The 15202-nt window shown below is 73.6% G+C and carries 9 protein-coding genes; all 9 read left to right on the forward strand.

The window, feature by feature from the left end:
- The first annotated feature begins 637 nt into the window (after positions 1-637).
- The 9 genes from OV090_RS08340 (at position 638) to OV090_RS08380 (ending at position 15197) form a co-directional block, all read left to right on the forward strand.
- Complete coding sequence (locus tag OV090_RS08340; protein WP_267702993.1) at positions 638-4150, forward strand: AAA family ATPase; 3513 nt, start codon at positions 638-640, stop codon at positions 4148-4150.
- Between the two features lie 20 nt (positions 4151-4170).
- Positions 4171-5088, forward strand: a complete 918-nt coding sequence (locus OV090_RS08345) for an FHA domain-containing protein (protein ID WP_267702994.1) — start codon at positions 4171-4173, stop codon at positions 5086-5088.
- A gap of 81 nt (positions 5089-5169) precedes the next feature.
- Complete coding sequence (locus OV090_RS08350; RefSeq protein WP_267702995.1) at positions 5170-5709, forward strand: lectin MOA-related protein; 540 nt, start codon at positions 5170-5172, stop codon at positions 5707-5709.
- Between the two features lie 543 nt (positions 5710-6252).
- Entirely contained in the window at positions 6253-6600 is a 348-nt protein-coding gene (locus tag OV090_RS08355; protein ID WP_267702996.1) for a hypothetical protein, read from the forward strand.
- A 251-nt stretch (positions 6601-6851) separates the two neighbouring features.
- Entirely contained in the window at positions 6852-8927 is a 2076-nt protein-coding gene (locus OV090_RS08360; protein ID WP_267702997.1) for a hypothetical protein, read from the forward strand.
- Positions 8924-10249 (forward strand): HlyD family efflux transporter periplasmic adaptor subunit, encoded by a 1326-nt coding sequence (locus tag OV090_RS08365; protein WP_267702998.1) that lies wholly within the window; start codon positions 8924-8926, stop codon positions 10247-10249. The genes OV090_RS08360 and OV090_RS08365 overlap by 4 nt, the downstream gene beginning before the upstream one ends.
- A gap of 5 nt (positions 10250-10254) precedes the next feature.
- The gene (locus tag OV090_RS08370) at positions 10255-11880 is read left to right on the forward strand and encodes a TolC family protein (RefSeq protein WP_267702999.1); all 1626 of its coding nucleotides are present in this window, start codon (positions 10255-10257) and stop codon (positions 11878-11880) included.
- A 63-nt stretch (positions 11881-11943) separates the two neighbouring features.
- Positions 11944-14001 (forward strand): ABC transporter ATP-binding protein, encoded by a 2058-nt coding sequence (locus OV090_RS08375; RefSeq protein WP_267703000.1) that lies wholly within the window; start codon positions 11944-11946, stop codon positions 13999-14001.
- A 164-nt stretch (positions 14002-14165) separates the two neighbouring features.
- Positions 14166-15197: a serine protease gene (locus OV090_RS08380; RefSeq protein ID WP_267703001.1), complete on the forward strand. Its 1032-nt coding sequence runs from the start codon at positions 14166-14168 to the stop codon at positions 15195-15197.
- Positions 15198-15202: the final 5 nt, after the last annotated feature.

Consider the following 15202-nt stretch of genomic DNA (forward strand, 5'->3'; position numbering starts at 1 on the left):
AAGCGCGCACCGAGTTGCCCACGCACGGCCCACGCGGCGCCAAACGGCCCAGATCGATCCGCGGCGACCGATCGCTACGCCGGCGTCCAGCGAGGACGCGACGGCGGGGCGCGCGGCGGCGCGCAATGACCGTTTTGTGACAGATCTCCTCGCCGGGAGCGCAGGGCCCGCTCAGGCGGGCCTGTCCGCAAGGGCACGTGCCGCGACGTCGGCCCGGGCGCCCCTGCGCTCGCCGACCGGGGCGTGGTGTTCACATTTGCCGCGGCTCCGGCCAATGCCATGACCCCGGCCACGAATGCACCGACCCGCAGGCGGTGAATGCACACCCGCGACGAGCCTCGGGGGACCACCAATCTTCGCACCCGGCGGACCGATCCGAGCAGGGCTCGCCGACGAATCACCCGAGCTCGCGCCTGACGCTCAGGGCCCCTGCCCCCGTTCAGCGGGCCGCAGCGGGCCCGTCGCCCCACCGGGCCCCGTGGCCAGCGAGCTCGGCAATATCCTCGACCCCTGGACGTCGTGACAGTCCCTGCGCCACCCACATCAGCACCTGAACTGCGTTTCGCTCGCTGCCTGCGCCGGCCGCCGCGCCCGGCTCGCATCAATCGCGTGGATTGGGTAAAACCCTCGTATCCACATGGACCCGACGTCGGATTCGTCCGAGACCACCGAGACGACCGCGGACGGCTCCTTCGACGGACCCCAGGAACCGCCGCCGGGCCCCGGTGAATGCATCGGTCCGTACCGGCTGGTGCGTTACCTCGGCGCCGGCGGCATGGGCCTGGTCTACGAGGCGATCGACGACGAGCTCGGCGATCGTGTGGCGATCAAGACCCTGAGCCGGCTCGACCCGTGGCGGCTGTTCCGGCTCAAGCAGGAGTTTCGCACCCTGGCCGGCATCCGCCACGACAACCTGGTCCGCCACGAGGCGCTGGTGGTGGCCGACGGGACCTGGTTCTTGGCCATGGAGTACGTGGCCGGCGTCCGCCTCACGGACGCGGTCAAGGCCGACCCGTCGCGGCTGCGCCCGGTCCTGGCCCAGCTCGCCGGCGGGGTGCGGGCGCTGCACGCCGCCGGCGTGGTCCACCGCGACCTCAAGCCGGCCAACGTCCTCGTCGAGCCCGGCGGGCGCGTCGTCATCCTCGACTTCGGCCTGGCCCAGAGCGCCGGCGCCGGCGCGACCCAGAGCCGCCGCGGCCCGGCCGGCACGCCCGGCTACATCGCCCCCGAGCTGGCCGAGGGCGCCGCGCCTTCGCCCGCCAGCGACTGGTTCGCCGTCGGCGTGATCCTGTTCCAGCTGCTCACCGGCGAGCTCCCCGGCGCCCGCCGCAGGCCCGGAGCCTGCGCGCCCGACGTCCCGCCCGACCTCGACGGCCTGTGCGCGGCGCTGCTCGAACCTGAGCCGAAGGACAGGCCCGACGGCGCCGCGATCGTCGCCCGCCTCGGCGCCGCCGGACCGGCCGAGGGCGCGCTCGCCCCGGTGCCGCTGTTCGGCCGCGACGACGAGCGGCAGGCGCTGACCGCCGCGATCACGGCGACCGTCGCCGGCGCGCCCGGCTTCGTGCGCGTGCGAGGGGCCTCGGGCGTGGGCAAGACCCGCCTGGTGCGCGAGGTGCTCGAGTCGCTCGAGCGCACCGGCGCGGCGTGGGTGCTGGCCGGGCGCTGCTACGAGTGCGAGTCGGTGCCCTACGGCGGCTTCGACGCGGCGATCGACGCCCTGATGCGCCGGCTCAAGGCCGCCGGGCGCTGGCGCGAGGACGACGTGGTCGCCGCCTCGACCGTGTTCCCGGTGCTGTCGGCGCTGCTGCGCGCGCCGCTGCCCGCGGCCGACGGCGACGATCGCAGCGCGGCGTTCGCCGCGGTGCGGGCGCTGCTGGCCGCCGCGGCCGACGGGCGCCCTGTCGTGCTGTTCGTCGACGACCTGCACCACGCCGGCGCCGACACTGCCGGCCTGATGCTCGACCTGCTGCTGCCGCGCGCCGACGGCCTGGCGCTGACGACCGTCGCCACCTGCCGCAGCGACCGCGAGGCCGACAGCGCGTGCCTGCGCGAGCTCCACGCCCGCGCCAGCGCCCGCGGCCAGGCCATCGCCGAGCGCCCCCTCACTGTCGGCGCGCTGGCCCCCGCGGCCTGCGAGGCGCTGCTGCGCCATCACCTCGGCGGGCGGGCCGACGCGCGGATCTCCGACCTGGCCCGAGAGTCAGGTGGCAACCCGTTCTTGGTGGAAGCGCTGGCCCGCGACGGGGCCGCCGGACCGGCGCCCGCGATCGCCGAGTGGGTCCGGCGGCGCGCGCAGGGCCTGCCCGAGGAGGCCGCGCGGCTGCTGGCCGCGGTGGCCCTGTCGGGCCAGCCGCTGCCGCAGGGGGTGCTGCTGCAGGCCGCGCGGGTGAAGAGCCCCGGGGCCGCGCTGGGGGCCCTGCGGGCGCTGTCGCTGATCCGCATGCAGGGCACGCGGCGGTGGGACATCGTCGAGCCGAGCCACGACCGGATCGGCGAGGGCGTGGTCGACGGCCTGGCGCCGGCGCTGCGGGTCCAGCTGCACGGGGCCATCGCCGACGCGCTGGAGCGCGAGCGCTGGGGCACCGCCGAGCTGCGGGCCCGCCACTGGCACGGCGCCGGCGAGCTCGGCCTGGCCTGCGGCGCCGCCGAGGAGGCCGCGGCCGAGGCCGAGCAGGCGCTGGCGTTCGAACGCGCCGGCGCCCTGCTCGGCGACGCGGCCGCGTGGATCGCCGGGCTCGACCACCCGCGGGCCGCCGAGCTGCGCCGCCGCCAGGGCCGCGTGCTGGTCCGCGCCGGCCGCTGCGCCGCCGGGGCCGAGGCGTTCCTGGCCAGCGCCGAACATGTCCCCGAGGACAGCCGTGCCGAGGTCCTGCGCCAGGCCGCCGACGCGTGGATGGCCGCCGGCTACATCGACCGCGGGCTCGACCTGCTGCGGCCGATGCTGCGCGCCGAGGGCGTGTGGTGGCCGCGCTCGCCGCTGCTGGCCGTGTTCGCGCTGCTGTGGACCTACGCGAGGCTGCGCCTGCGCGGCATCGAGGTCCGCGGCGAGGTCGCCCCGACCGAGGCGCAGCTGCGGCGCGTCGACCTGTGCTGGTCGGTCGGCATGGGCCTCACCAACACCATGCCGGCCGACGGCATGCTGTTCGCGGTGCGGGCCGTGCTGGCGGCGCTGCAGGCCGGCGAACCCGGCCGGGTCGGCCGCGGGCTCGCGGTGCTCGGCGCCTTCCACCGCCTGATCGGCCGCGCCGAGGTCGGCGCGCGCTTCGTCCAGCGGGCCCGCGAGATCGCCGAGGCCCGCGACGACCCGCAGCTGCTCGGCCTCACCTACGTGTGCTCGGCCGCCGACGCGATGATCACCGGCGACTGGCGCGCGTGCGTCGCCCGCACCGCCAAGGGCCTCGACGCGCTGTCGGCCCCGCGCGCCGGCATGCCCTGGGAGCGCGTGCTCGGGGCCTGCTTCGAGCTCACCGCGCTCGACCAGCTGGGCCGCTTCGTCGACGTCGAGCGCCGCGCCGGCGAGCACCTGCGCGACGCCGAGGCCCGCGGCGACCTCTACGGCCTGGTCGTGTTCAGCCAGTTCTTCGCCCAGGCCCGCGTCGCCGCCGGCGACCTCGCGGCGGCCCGCCACTACGCGCGCGACAGCGTGCGCCGGTGGACCCAGCGCAACTACACCCTGCAGCACTTCTACGCCCTGCGCGTCGAGGTCTGCTGCGACCTGTACGACGGCGAGGTCCACCGCGCCGACTCGCGGCTGCGCGAGCGGTGGCCCAGCATCGTCGGCGCGGGCCTCTTGCGCAACCCGATCTCGCGGATCGACGCGCTGCTGCTGCGGGCCCGCTGCGCCCTCGCGCGAGGCGACCGTCGCGGCGCGATGCGGGTCGCGTGCCGCCTCGGCTGCGAGTCGCGCCCCGACGCGGCCCTGCACGCGCGGTGGATCCGGGCCCGCGCCGCGCCGTCGCGGGCCCGCGCCGACGCCGAGCTCGCGGCCGCCGCGGACGGCTTTCAGGCCGCGGGCATGACCCTGGCCGCGTGGTCGATCGAACAGCGACGCGCCGGCGCCGACGTCGAGCGACGCGCGCGGGCCGAGCGGGCCCTCCGTGAGCTAGGTGTTTCCGACCCCGAACGCTGGCAACGGGTGTTCCTGCCGTGACTGCGATAGCATCGCCGCCCGTGGGCGCGCTCCTGGGGCTCGATACGGGGCGGGAAGAGCTCCTCCCCGCCCGCTGCCTGGTCGGCCGCTCGCGCGCCTGCGACCTGATCCTCGCGGCCCGCGACGTCTCGAGCCAGCACGCGGTCGTGCAGTGGACCGGCGCGGTGTGGGAGCTGCAGGACCTGGGCAGCCGCAACGGCACCGCCGTCGGCGAGCACCGGCTGGCCTTCGGCGAGCGCGTGCCGCTGCGGCGCGGCCACCAGATCCGCTTCGGCCGCCAGTCGGGCGCCTTCGAGTTCGTCGACGACGCCCCGCCGCGGCCGATGGCCGTCCACCTCGACAGCGGACGGATCCGCGTCGCCGCGGCCGGCCTTTTGGCGCTGCCCGACGACGACCCGCCCGAGCTGCTGCTGTACCCCGACGGGCCCGATCGCTGGATCGGCGAGCGCCACGGCGAGCTGTCCGAGGTGGGCGACCGCGCCGTCGTCCTGGTCCGCGGCGAGATGTGGCGTGTGCACCTGCCGACCGGCGGCTCGGGCACGTGGGAGGAGCACCCCTCGGACGTCACCGTCGCCGACCTGCTGCTGCGGTTCTCTCACAGCTCGAACGAGGAGTACGTCGAGCTGGTGGCGTTCGTCGGCGAGCGGCGCCTCGACCTCCAGGCCCGCGCGCACCACTACCCGCTGCTGCTCCTCGCGCGCGCACGCGTGGCCGATCAGCAGCGCGGCGTGCCCGAGGCGGAGCAGGGCTGGGTGCAGCAGGACCGGCTGCTGGGAATGCTGAAGATCGAGCCGGGGCACCTCAACATCAGCATCCATCGCAGCCGCTCGCAGCTCGGCCTGGCGGGCGTCGCCGACGCGGCGAAGCTGGTCGAGCGGCGCAAGGGCACGAAGCAGTTGCGGCTCGGCACGTGTCGGGTCGAGATCGTCCGGGTCTGACGCCTGGACCGCCGTAACGCAGGGGTAATGTACAGGCCGGCGGGGCCGTGCGAGCTTGGCCCCGCGAATCAGGGGCGGTCGATGAGCTCACCCTATATATCCGCGCGCGGTCGACTCTCGGGGACCCGGATCGCGGCGAGACCGGCGATATCTGTAGACGAAGCCGCGCTCGCCGTTCGTCCGGGCTCCCCGGGTCGTATTGCCACCTCGCAGTGGCTCGACCGTCTCATTCGCACCACCCTGTGCGGGCGGCTGACCGAGGCCGCGCTGCTGCGCTTCGGCGCCGACAGCTACTATTTGCCGTCGCGCCGCGAGCTGGCGCTCATCCTCCGCGAGAGCCAGGCCGACCGCAAGGCGCACATGCTCGAGCGCTACGACTGCGACGACTTCGCCTACGCGATCAAGGGCGAGATGACGGCCCACGCCTACGACACCGGCGAGCTGCGCTACGGCCTGTGCGTCGGCCTCGCGTGGGGCCGCTTCGACTGGCTGCCCACCGAGGCGCACGCGATCAACTGGGCCATCACCAGCGACGAGGCGGTGTGGTTCATCGAGCCGCAGACCGACGACATCTATCCGTTCGACCGCTGCGTCGGCGGCATCCGGCTGCTCCTCGTGTGAGCGCCGGCGGGCCGGGCGCGGCGCGCGGGCGAGGGTCGCACCGGCGCTTCGGGTGCGCGGTCGCCGACGGCGCGCATGCGCGAGTTGCCCGCGCAGAACGATGCTCCGTCGCGAAGAGATCGCCTCCGCCGCGCGCAAGCTCGAGCGACCGGCGCGACGCCGCTGCTGCCCCCACCGGCGCTCCACGGACGGACGTCCGGCGCGCGCTTCCGTAATCCGGGGTGTGGCTGCGCCGCGACGCCCGAATGACCGCGGTGCGGGGTGAAGACCCCCGAGCGGGTTCGTGGCCGCCTCGCCTTCCCTTGCAATCGTGCAAGATTCAAGGAATCGAGCTTGTGCGCAGACTATCACAAGACACCAAAAACAGGAACGAACGATCGTATATTATACTAAAAGACCCACGATCGAAGAGCGTTTCCTGGGCCACAACGTCCGCGACGAACTGGGCTGAGGGAACGCCCGGCGCCTGGACCTCACACTGTATTTTGATTCGACTCTCTTGCTGGTGAACTTTTCGACTGTGATAGCCTTACGCAGTTTTCCATGAGTCCCGCCGCGGAAGCAGGAAGGAAGTCGGTGCTGGCGCTGCTGATCGCAGTGTTCACCGCCCTCCTGTTTTCGGCGCCGCGCGACTTGTGGGCGATCCAGCGGGGCCAGGACGAGGACCGCGTGACCGCTGGCGGTCACGACATCCCCATCGTCACGCGCCAGCAGGAACCGCCCGACCACTCCCCGCGACGCGACCAGAGCGACCCCGCACCCCCGCAGCTCGACATGCTCGAGCGGCAGGAGCAGTGGTTCGCGTCGTGGCCGCTGCCGACGCAGAGCCGCCCGCACCATTCGTGTCAGGTCTGCGTCTCGCGCGCTCGCGGTCCTCCGCCGGTGGCCTGATTGCTCGGGCGACCGCGGTCGCCTGCACCCTCCCGCATCCTGCTCACTTCGTGACGCAGATCGGGGGCCGCGTGAAGCGCTCAGGACATTGCTGCCACTCCGAATGACTCGCGGCCGGCTGCGCCGGTGGCGGTGTCAGGCCGCGCCTTGGGCTCTCGCCGGTGTTGCGAACAATCCATTCCACAGTGCGCGCCTGTGCCCATGTATCGCGGCACACGGCCTGGTCGGGTGTGCCTTGAATCCAGGTTCCGATGACTGATCCAACGCGAGTCTCCGCCCGCGTGCTCGAGCTCCTCGCTAAGAGCGCCGGCCACGACCTGTCCCTGCAGGTGGCCCGCGAAGCTGCGCGCAGCGTCCGCTGGACGGGCGAGGACTGGGTCGCGCCGGTCGCCAAGGCCATGCGCCGTGCCGGCCTCAAAGCGTCTCGCTTCCACATGGCGGGCCCGCAGGAGCTCTCGCGCCTGCGCTCGCTCGAGTCGCCGGCGGTGACGCGGGTCGGCGAGCGCTGGCTGCTCCTGGTCGGCGAGCGCGCCGGCGCCCTCGAGCTGCGCGTCGTCGACGCCCTCGGCGAGGAGGCCCTGCAGCTGCGCGGGCCGGCGCTGATCCGCTGGCTCGCGGACCACGGCGCGACCTGGCCGATGGCGTGGCTGGCGATCGAGCCGCAGCTGATGTACGCCCGCCTGTCGCACGCGCCGAACGATCTGCGGCGGCTGCTGCGGACCCTGGGGCTCGAGCGGCGCGGCATCGCCATCGTGCTCGTCTACGGCGTCGCCATGGCGATGGCCTCGCTGGCGGTCCCGCTAGCCACCGGGGCGCTGGTCAACACGATCTCGGCCACCGCCATGCTCGAGCAGATCGTCATCCTCGCGGTGATGCTGGCGATCGCGCTCGGCGCGGTCGCGTTCCTGCGGGTGCTGCAGCTCGTGGCGGTCGAGCGGATCCACCGCCGCTGGTGGGTGCGCGGCGCGACCGACTGGATCCGCCGGATCTCCCAGACCTCGCGCAAGTCGCGGCAGTCGGCCTCGAACCGCGACCTGACCAACCGCTTCCTCGACGTCGCCCTCCTCCAGAAGGACGTCGCGGCGCTGCTGCTCAACGGCTCCTCGTTGGTGCTGGTGATGCTGGTCAGCCTGGTCCTGCTCGGCTTCTACCACCCGGTCCTGATGGCCTTCGACGCGGTGCTGATCATGGGCATCGGCGGCGTCCTGCTCGCCGGCTTCGGCGCGACCGCCGGCGCCAAGCGCGAGGCTTCGGCGCGCTGGGCCGTGTTCGCGTGGATGGACGACGTCGCCGGCGGCCGCCTCACCTTCGCCGGTCCCCGCGGCCGCGCCCTGGCCGACGGCCGCGGCGAGTTCCTGCTGCGCGACTGGCTGCATGCCCGCGGCCGCTACTTCCGCCCGCTGCTCCGCCACGTCATCGCCGGCGCCGGCCTCGAGGTGGTGGCGACCGTCGCGGTGCTGGCGATCGGCGGCTCGCTGGTGATGAGCCAGGAGCTCGAGCTCGGCCAGCTGGTGGCGGCCTCGGTGCTGGTGTCGCAGATCGGCTCCGGCGTCGGGCGCCTGGGCCGCCAGCTCGACCCGATCTACGAGGGCATCGCCTCGGTGTGGTCGATGAGCCAGGCCCTCGACGCCGAGCTCGAGCCGAGCGGCGGCGAGGTCCTGCCGCGGCTGCCGGCGCCGCTGGGCGTCGAGCTGGTCGACGACGCCGGCGCCGTCGTCATGACGGTGGGGCCTGGCCAGCGCGCGGCCCTGGTCGGCGCCAGCGACAGCCACAGCAAGGTGCTCGACCTGCTCTACGGCTTCTTCGGCCGCACCTGGCTGCCGAACCTGTCGGCCCGCCTCGACGGCCACGACGTCCACCTGCTCGAGATCGAGAGCATGCGCGACCAGGTCGCCCTGGTGCGCGGCGGCGAGGTGGTCAGCACCACCGCGCTCGAGAACCTCGTCGGCGTCGGCTGGACGGGTCACACCTCCGAGCTCGACGCCCTGCTCGACCTGGTCGACCTGCACCCCGCGCTGCAGCGGCTGCCCAACGCCCTGCAGCAGGAGCTGCTGCCCGACAACGACGCCGGCCCGCTGACCGACAGCGAGATCCGCCGGATCGTGCTCGTACGCGCGCTGATCGCCGGCCCCCGGCTCTTGCTGCTCGATCTCGGCCTCGATCGCCTCGGGCTAACCGCCGCCAAGCGCACGGCCCTGCTCGACTGGTTGTTCGACCGCAGGCGACCCTGGACCATCCTCCTCGTCACCGACAGCGTCCACAGCCGCGACTTGCTGGCCCGCTGCGACCACCAACAAGTGATCCGGATCGGAGGGAGCGAACGATGAGCGCACCCACGCACTTGACCCCGTTGTTCGACACGACCCGCACCAGCCTCCTGTCCGTCCGCCAGCCGCACAGCACCCGCGTCGCGGTCATGCTGTTGGGCCTGGCGCTGATCCTGATCGTCACGGCGCTGGTGTTCGTGCCATGGCAGCAGAGCGTGCCGGCCCAGGGCCGCGTCATCGCCTACGCGCCGCTCGACCGCCAGACCTCGATCGAGGCGCCGATCGACGGCCGCCTGCAGACCTGGCACGTCGAGGAGGGCTCGCACGTCAAGACCGGCGACCCGATCGCCGACATCAGCGACAACGACCCGGAGATCCTGGCCCGCCTCGAGCGCGAGCGCCTCGCTATCGACTCGCGCCGGCTGGCGGCCCAGAGCGCGGTCGAAGTCAACCGCGCCAAGATCGCGGCGCTCGAGATGAGCGAGACGGCCCAGTCGTCGTCGGCCGGCTTGCGGGCCAAGATGGGCCACGACCGCCTCGACGCCGCCCAGCGGGCCGTCGACGCCGCGGTCTCGGCCAACGAGACCGCCGCGCTCAACTTCACCCGCACCGAGGCGCTCTTCAACGAGGGCCTGGCCTCGACCCGCGAGCTCGAGCTGGCCAAGCTAGAGGTCGCCACCTGCTCGGCCGAGCTCGACACGGCCAGGTCCTCGCTCAAGGCGGCCGAGCGCGAGATCGGGGCCCTCGAGGCCGACGCCGACGCCGTCTCCACCTCGGCCCGCGCGACCATCGAGGAGGCCCGCAGCGCCCTCGCCGACGCCGAGAGCAACCTGGCCGCGGCCGAGGCCGACCTCGTCCAGCTCGAGGTCCGCTTCGCCCGCCAGCGGCGCATGAAGATCGTCGCGCCGCGCGACGGCACGGTCCTGAAGCTGGTCGGCCGCCACGGCACCGACATGGTCGCCTCCGGCGACGTGATCGCGACCTTCGTCCCCGACATGGGCGCGACCGCCGTGGAGCTGTGGGCGTCGGGCCGCGACGGGCCGCTGATCTCCGCCGGCCGCAAGGTCCGCCTGCAGTTCGAGGGCTGGCCGGCGGTGCAGTTCGTCGGCTGGCCGTCGGTCGCGGTCGGCACCTTCGGCGGCGAGGTCGTGTTCGTCGACGCCATGGCCAGCGACGACGGCCGCTACCGCGTCGTCGTGCTGCCCGACCCCGACGACCTGCCGTGGCCCGAGAGCCGCTGGCTGCGCCAGGGCGTGCGCGCCAACGGCTGGGTCCTGCTCGAGCGGGTCCGCCTCGGCTTCGAGGTGTGGCGCCAGATCAACGGCTTCCCGCCGGCCCTCGGCACGCCGCCCGAGACGCAAAACGCGCAAGGGAGCACGTGAGCGCGATGATGACGCGAACCCTGCGAATCGCGGGCTCGGCGGCCCTGTGCCTCGGCCTGGCCCTGCCGGCAGCGGCGGCCCCGGCCCGGGCGCCGAATCCGAGGGACCCGGTCCCGACCCGGGCGCCGAGCCCGAGCGACCGCGTCCCCGACGCGGTCCCCGTCGACGAGCCCGGCAAGCCGTCGGGGTGGGAGCCGGACAGCCGCGACAAGCCGGCCGAGGCCCCGGCCCCGAAGCAGCGCACCGGCCCGGTGTTGACCCTGGCCGAGGTCCTCGACAGCGTCGAGCAGCGCGACCCGCGGATGGAGAGCGCCGAGCTCGGGATCGAGACCGCCCGGGGGCACGCCCGCCAGAGCAAGGGCGTCTACGACCCCGTCCTGCGCGGCCGCGCCGCCTACGAGCCGGTCTATCGCAACATGGTCGCCGACGCCCGCGTCGAGCAGCCGACCCCGCTGTGGGGCCTCACCGCGTGGGCCGGTTACCAGGTCGGCGTCGGCCGGCGGCCCTACTACAACACCACGCTCGACAGCATCCTCGACGTCGACGACCGCGTCGGCAGCCGCGACGTCCGCTCGGCCGCCGGCACGCTGACGGCCGGGCTCACCCTGCCGCTGTGGCGCGACCGCGGGATCGACCGCCGGCGCGCCAACCTGCGCCAGACGAAGATGGAGCTCGACCGGATGAAGGACGTCCGCGACGCGCAGCTCCTCTCGCTCGAGGTGGAGGCCGCGACGAAGTACTGGACGTGGGTCGCCAACGGGCTCCGCCTCGAGATCGAGCAGACGCTGCTCGAGCTGGCGCAGGAGCGCGACGAGGCGCTCGGCCGGCGCATCGAGCTCGGCGCCCTCGACCCCCTGGCCGGCGTCGACAACCGGCGCTTGATCCTCGACCGCGAGGGCCGCGTGGTCGCGGCCGAGCGCGCGTTCCAGCAGGCCGGCCTCGAGCTGTCGCTGTACCTGCGCGACGGCAACGGCAACCCGATCGTCGCCGGCGCCGAGCGCCTGCCGGCGCAGCTGCCGGCGATGCAGGCCCCGGACACCGGCAGCAACATCGACACCGAGATCGCCGAGGCGCTCGACCGCCGGCCCGACCGCCGCGCCCGCACGACCCTCCGCTCGCAGGCCGACGTCGAGCTGCGCTGGGCCAAGAACCAGCGCACGCCGCGGGTCGAGCTGTCGGCCTGGGTGTCGCGCTACATGGGCCGGCCGCTGATCCCGGAGTTCTCGCGCAACAACGCCGTCATCGCGCTGCTGTTCGAGATCCCGATCCCGCTGCGATACTCCCGCGGTCAGCTCGAGGCGACCCGCGCGAACGCCCGGATCGTCGCCGCCGAGCTGCGCTTCCTCGACAACACGATCGCCGTCGAGGTCCGCGACGGCCACCAGGCGCTCGTGGCCGCCTACCGCCGCGCCCGCCTGGCCAACCAGGAGGTCGAGCTGTCGCGTCAGCTCGCGGCCGCCGAGTACCGCAAGTTCCAGCTCGGCGCCGGCGACCTCCTCCTCGTCAACCTCCGCGAGGTCGCCAGCGCCGACGCGGCCCACAACGAGATCCAGGCCGTCTCCGACTACTTCGTCGCCAAGGCCCGGCTCGAGGTGGCGCTCGGCGAGGGCGTCCAGCCGGTCACCCCGTGAGCCGGTCCTTCCGTCCTTTGCAAGTACAAGAGGTCGCGCGTGGAGTCGATGCAACAACCGATCATGGATGACCCCGCCCCGGTCCCCCCGCGGGTGCTCCAGCTGCTCGCCGCGGCGACCGGGCAGACGCTCGCGCCCCCGGTGATGCACGCGCACGACGAGACCGCGGCCCGGCTCGAGAGCTGGGACGTCGCCGCCGCCCGGACAGTGCGACAGGCGGGCCTGAAGGCCGCGCGCTTCGAGGTCGAGACCACGGAGGAGCTGGCGCGGCTGTGCACCCTCGACGCGCCGGCGTTCACGCGGGTCGGCGACCGCTGGGTCGTGCTGCTGGGCCAGCGGCGCGGCGCGCTCGACCTGGTCGTGATCGACGGCCGCAGCGAACGCCGCCAGCGCATGCGCCCCGCGGCGCTGATGGCCTGGATCCGGCCCCGCGGCGCCGCGCGGGTCAGCCAGCCGTGGCTGGCGATCGAGCCGCGGATGATGCTCTCGGCGACCTCGCACCCGCCCAGCGAGTTCATCCGCCTGATGCGGACCTTCCGGCTCGAACAGCGCGAGATCTGGGTCGTCACCGTGTACGGCGTGGTGATGGCGGTCGTCTCGCTCGCGGTCCCGATCTCCGCCCAGGCGCTCGTCAACACCATCTCGGCCAACGCGCTGGCGCAGCCGATCTTGATGCTGTCGACCATGCTGCTGGTGGCCCTGAGCGCGATCGCGGTGCTGCGGGTGATGCAGTTCGGCGTGGCCGAGCGGGTCAACCGCCGCCTGTGGGTGCGCGGCGTGACCGACTGGATCCGCCGCACCTCCCGGACCTCGCGCGAGTCGCGGCAGGAGATCTCGAACCGCGAGCTGTGCAACCGCTACATGGACATGCCGATCCTGCAGAAGGACTTCTGGTCCCTGCTGCTCGACGGCACCTCGCTGATGATGGTGAGCGGCGCCAGCCTGCTGCTGCTGGCGTTCTACCACCCGCTGCTGCTCGCGTTCGACGTCGTGATGCTGGTCGGCATCGCCATCGTCATGCTCGCGGGGCTCGGCGCCGAGGCGCGAGCGGTGCGCGAGTCCGACTGCAAGTGGTGGCTTTTCCGCTGGATCGACGACGTCGGCAACATGCGGATCATCTTCGCCGACCCGCGTGGGCGGGCCCTGGCCGACGCGCACGGCGAGGTGCTGCTGCGCGACTGGCTGCAGGCGCGCGGCAACTACTTCTCGACGCTCCTCCGCCACATCGTCACCGGCGCCGCGCTCGAGGTGCTGGCGATCGTCGGCGTGCTGGCGATCGGCGGCTGGCTCGTCATCTCGCGCGAGCTGACGCTCGGCCAGCTGGTGGCCGCGTCGGTGCTGGTGTCGCAGATCGCGGCGATGGTCCGCGGCCTCGGACAGCAGCTCGACCCGGTGTACGAGGGCGTGGCCGCGGTCGCGACCCTGGGCCGGACGCTCGACGCCAAGCTGGAGCCCCTCGGCGGCGAGGTGTTGCCGGCGGTGGCGCGGCCCATGGGGGTCGAGCTGAGCGTCGAGCACACCCAGCTCGCCATCCAGCCGGGCGAGCGCGTCGCGCTGGTCGGCGGTAACGACGGCCACAGCCAGGTCCTCGACCTCTTGTACGGCCTGTACGACCGCCACCCGCCGCTGACGCTGACGGGTCGGCTCGACGGCCGCAACGTCGCCCAGCTCGAGCTCGAGAGCCTGCGCGAGCAGGTCGCGCTGGTCCGCGGCGGCGAGGTGGTGGGCGCCACCCTGCTCGAGAACATCGTCGGCCCCGACTGGCTCGGCGACCACGCCGAGCTCGACGCGCTCATCGACCTCGTCGAGCTGCGCAGGTCCGTGCTCGCGCTGCCCGACGGCTTCGACCAGGTGCTGCTGCCCGACGGCGACGGCGGCATGCTCAGCGACAGCGAGGTCCGCCGCCTGGTGCTGCTGCGGGCCCTCGTCGCCCAGCCCCGGCTGCTCCTGATCGACCTCGGGCTCGACCGGCTCGACCTCGCCGCGCCGCAGCGGGCCGCCCTGCTCGACTGGATCTTCGACCGCGCCCGCCCGTGGACCGTGCTCGTCGTCACCGACAGCGTCGACAGCGACGAGGTGCTCGCGCGCTGCGATCGCCAGCACGTCCTCCACGCGGCCTGATCCTGCGCTCCCCGCCCACAACGGCGGCGACGACCTCGTCCTCGATCGCCGGACGTCGCGGCGGGCAGGGCCGCAAGCGGAGACCGGGGTTCTGTCGACATTGGCTGTAATCGCGCGGTAACTGCCGCGCCGTCGCCAGCGCGTACGATCGCTCGCGGACAGCCATGCCGCCCCCCGACCTCCGCGACGTCGATCTCAGGTCCTTGCTGCGCGAGCTGGACCGGCGCTTCGCGGGCGACGATCCGCCGGTCGACCTCAGCGGCGTGTCGTCGCGGGCGCTGACCGCGGCCCTGCTGCGGCGGATGGTCTCGGTCCACGGCTCGAACGACCTCGTCAACCTGCCCGAGTGCGGCGACGAGCTGCCGCCGCGCCTCGGCGTGCTGCTGGGCAACCTCGACCTCGAGCCGCGCCAGGCCACCGACTATCTGCGCGAGCTGCGGGCCGACGAGGAGGGCGTGGCGATCCTGTTCGACAGCGCCGAGCTCGGCGAGGTCGAAGGCGGCCGTTACCGCCTGCGCACGAGGCCCCTGCGCGAGCACTTCGACCTGTGCGACCACCGCTTCGCCCGCGAGCCGTGCCTGCCGGGCGCGCGCGGCTCGGGCTTCCTGGTCGCGCGGTTCCCCCAGCGCCGGCGCAGCCGCTGGCTGGTCACCGCCTCGCACTGCGTCGAGCCGGCCCAGCTCGCCAGCACCGTCGTCACCTTCGCCTTCGACCTCGAGGCGGTGCAGGACGGCGCGGTGTGGATCCCCGTCGACGAGGTCTACGAGCTGCGGGCCGAGCTCGTGCGCTGCGCCGACGACGACCCGGCCGACTGGGCGATCTTCGAGCTCGACCGCGACGTCCTGGGCCGCACGATCCGCCCGCTGGCGACCGAGCCGCTCGCCGCCCTGCGCCCGGTCCATATCGCCGGCCACCCGCTGGGCCTGCCGCGCAAGCTGGCCGGCAACGCGGTCGTACGCGACAACGCGGCCGTCGATCACTTCAAGGCCAACCTCGACGCCTACGGCGGCAACTCCGGCTCGCCGATCTTCGACTCCGAGACCCACGCGATCGTCGGCCTGCTGGTGTCCGGTCAGGAGGACCTGATGCCCTCGCTCGGCTGCAAGCTCGATCAATGCATGCTCGACCAGTGCCCCGGCGAGACCTGCACGCGCGTGGCCCTGTTCGCTGATTATATTCCGTACCCCGAATCGTAAGGAGG

It is taken from the genome of Nannocystis sp. RBIL2 (assembly GCF_026626745.1).
In the GTDB taxonomy this organism is placed as follows: Bacteria; Myxococcota_A; Polyangia; order Nannocystales; family Nannocystaceae; genus Nannocystis.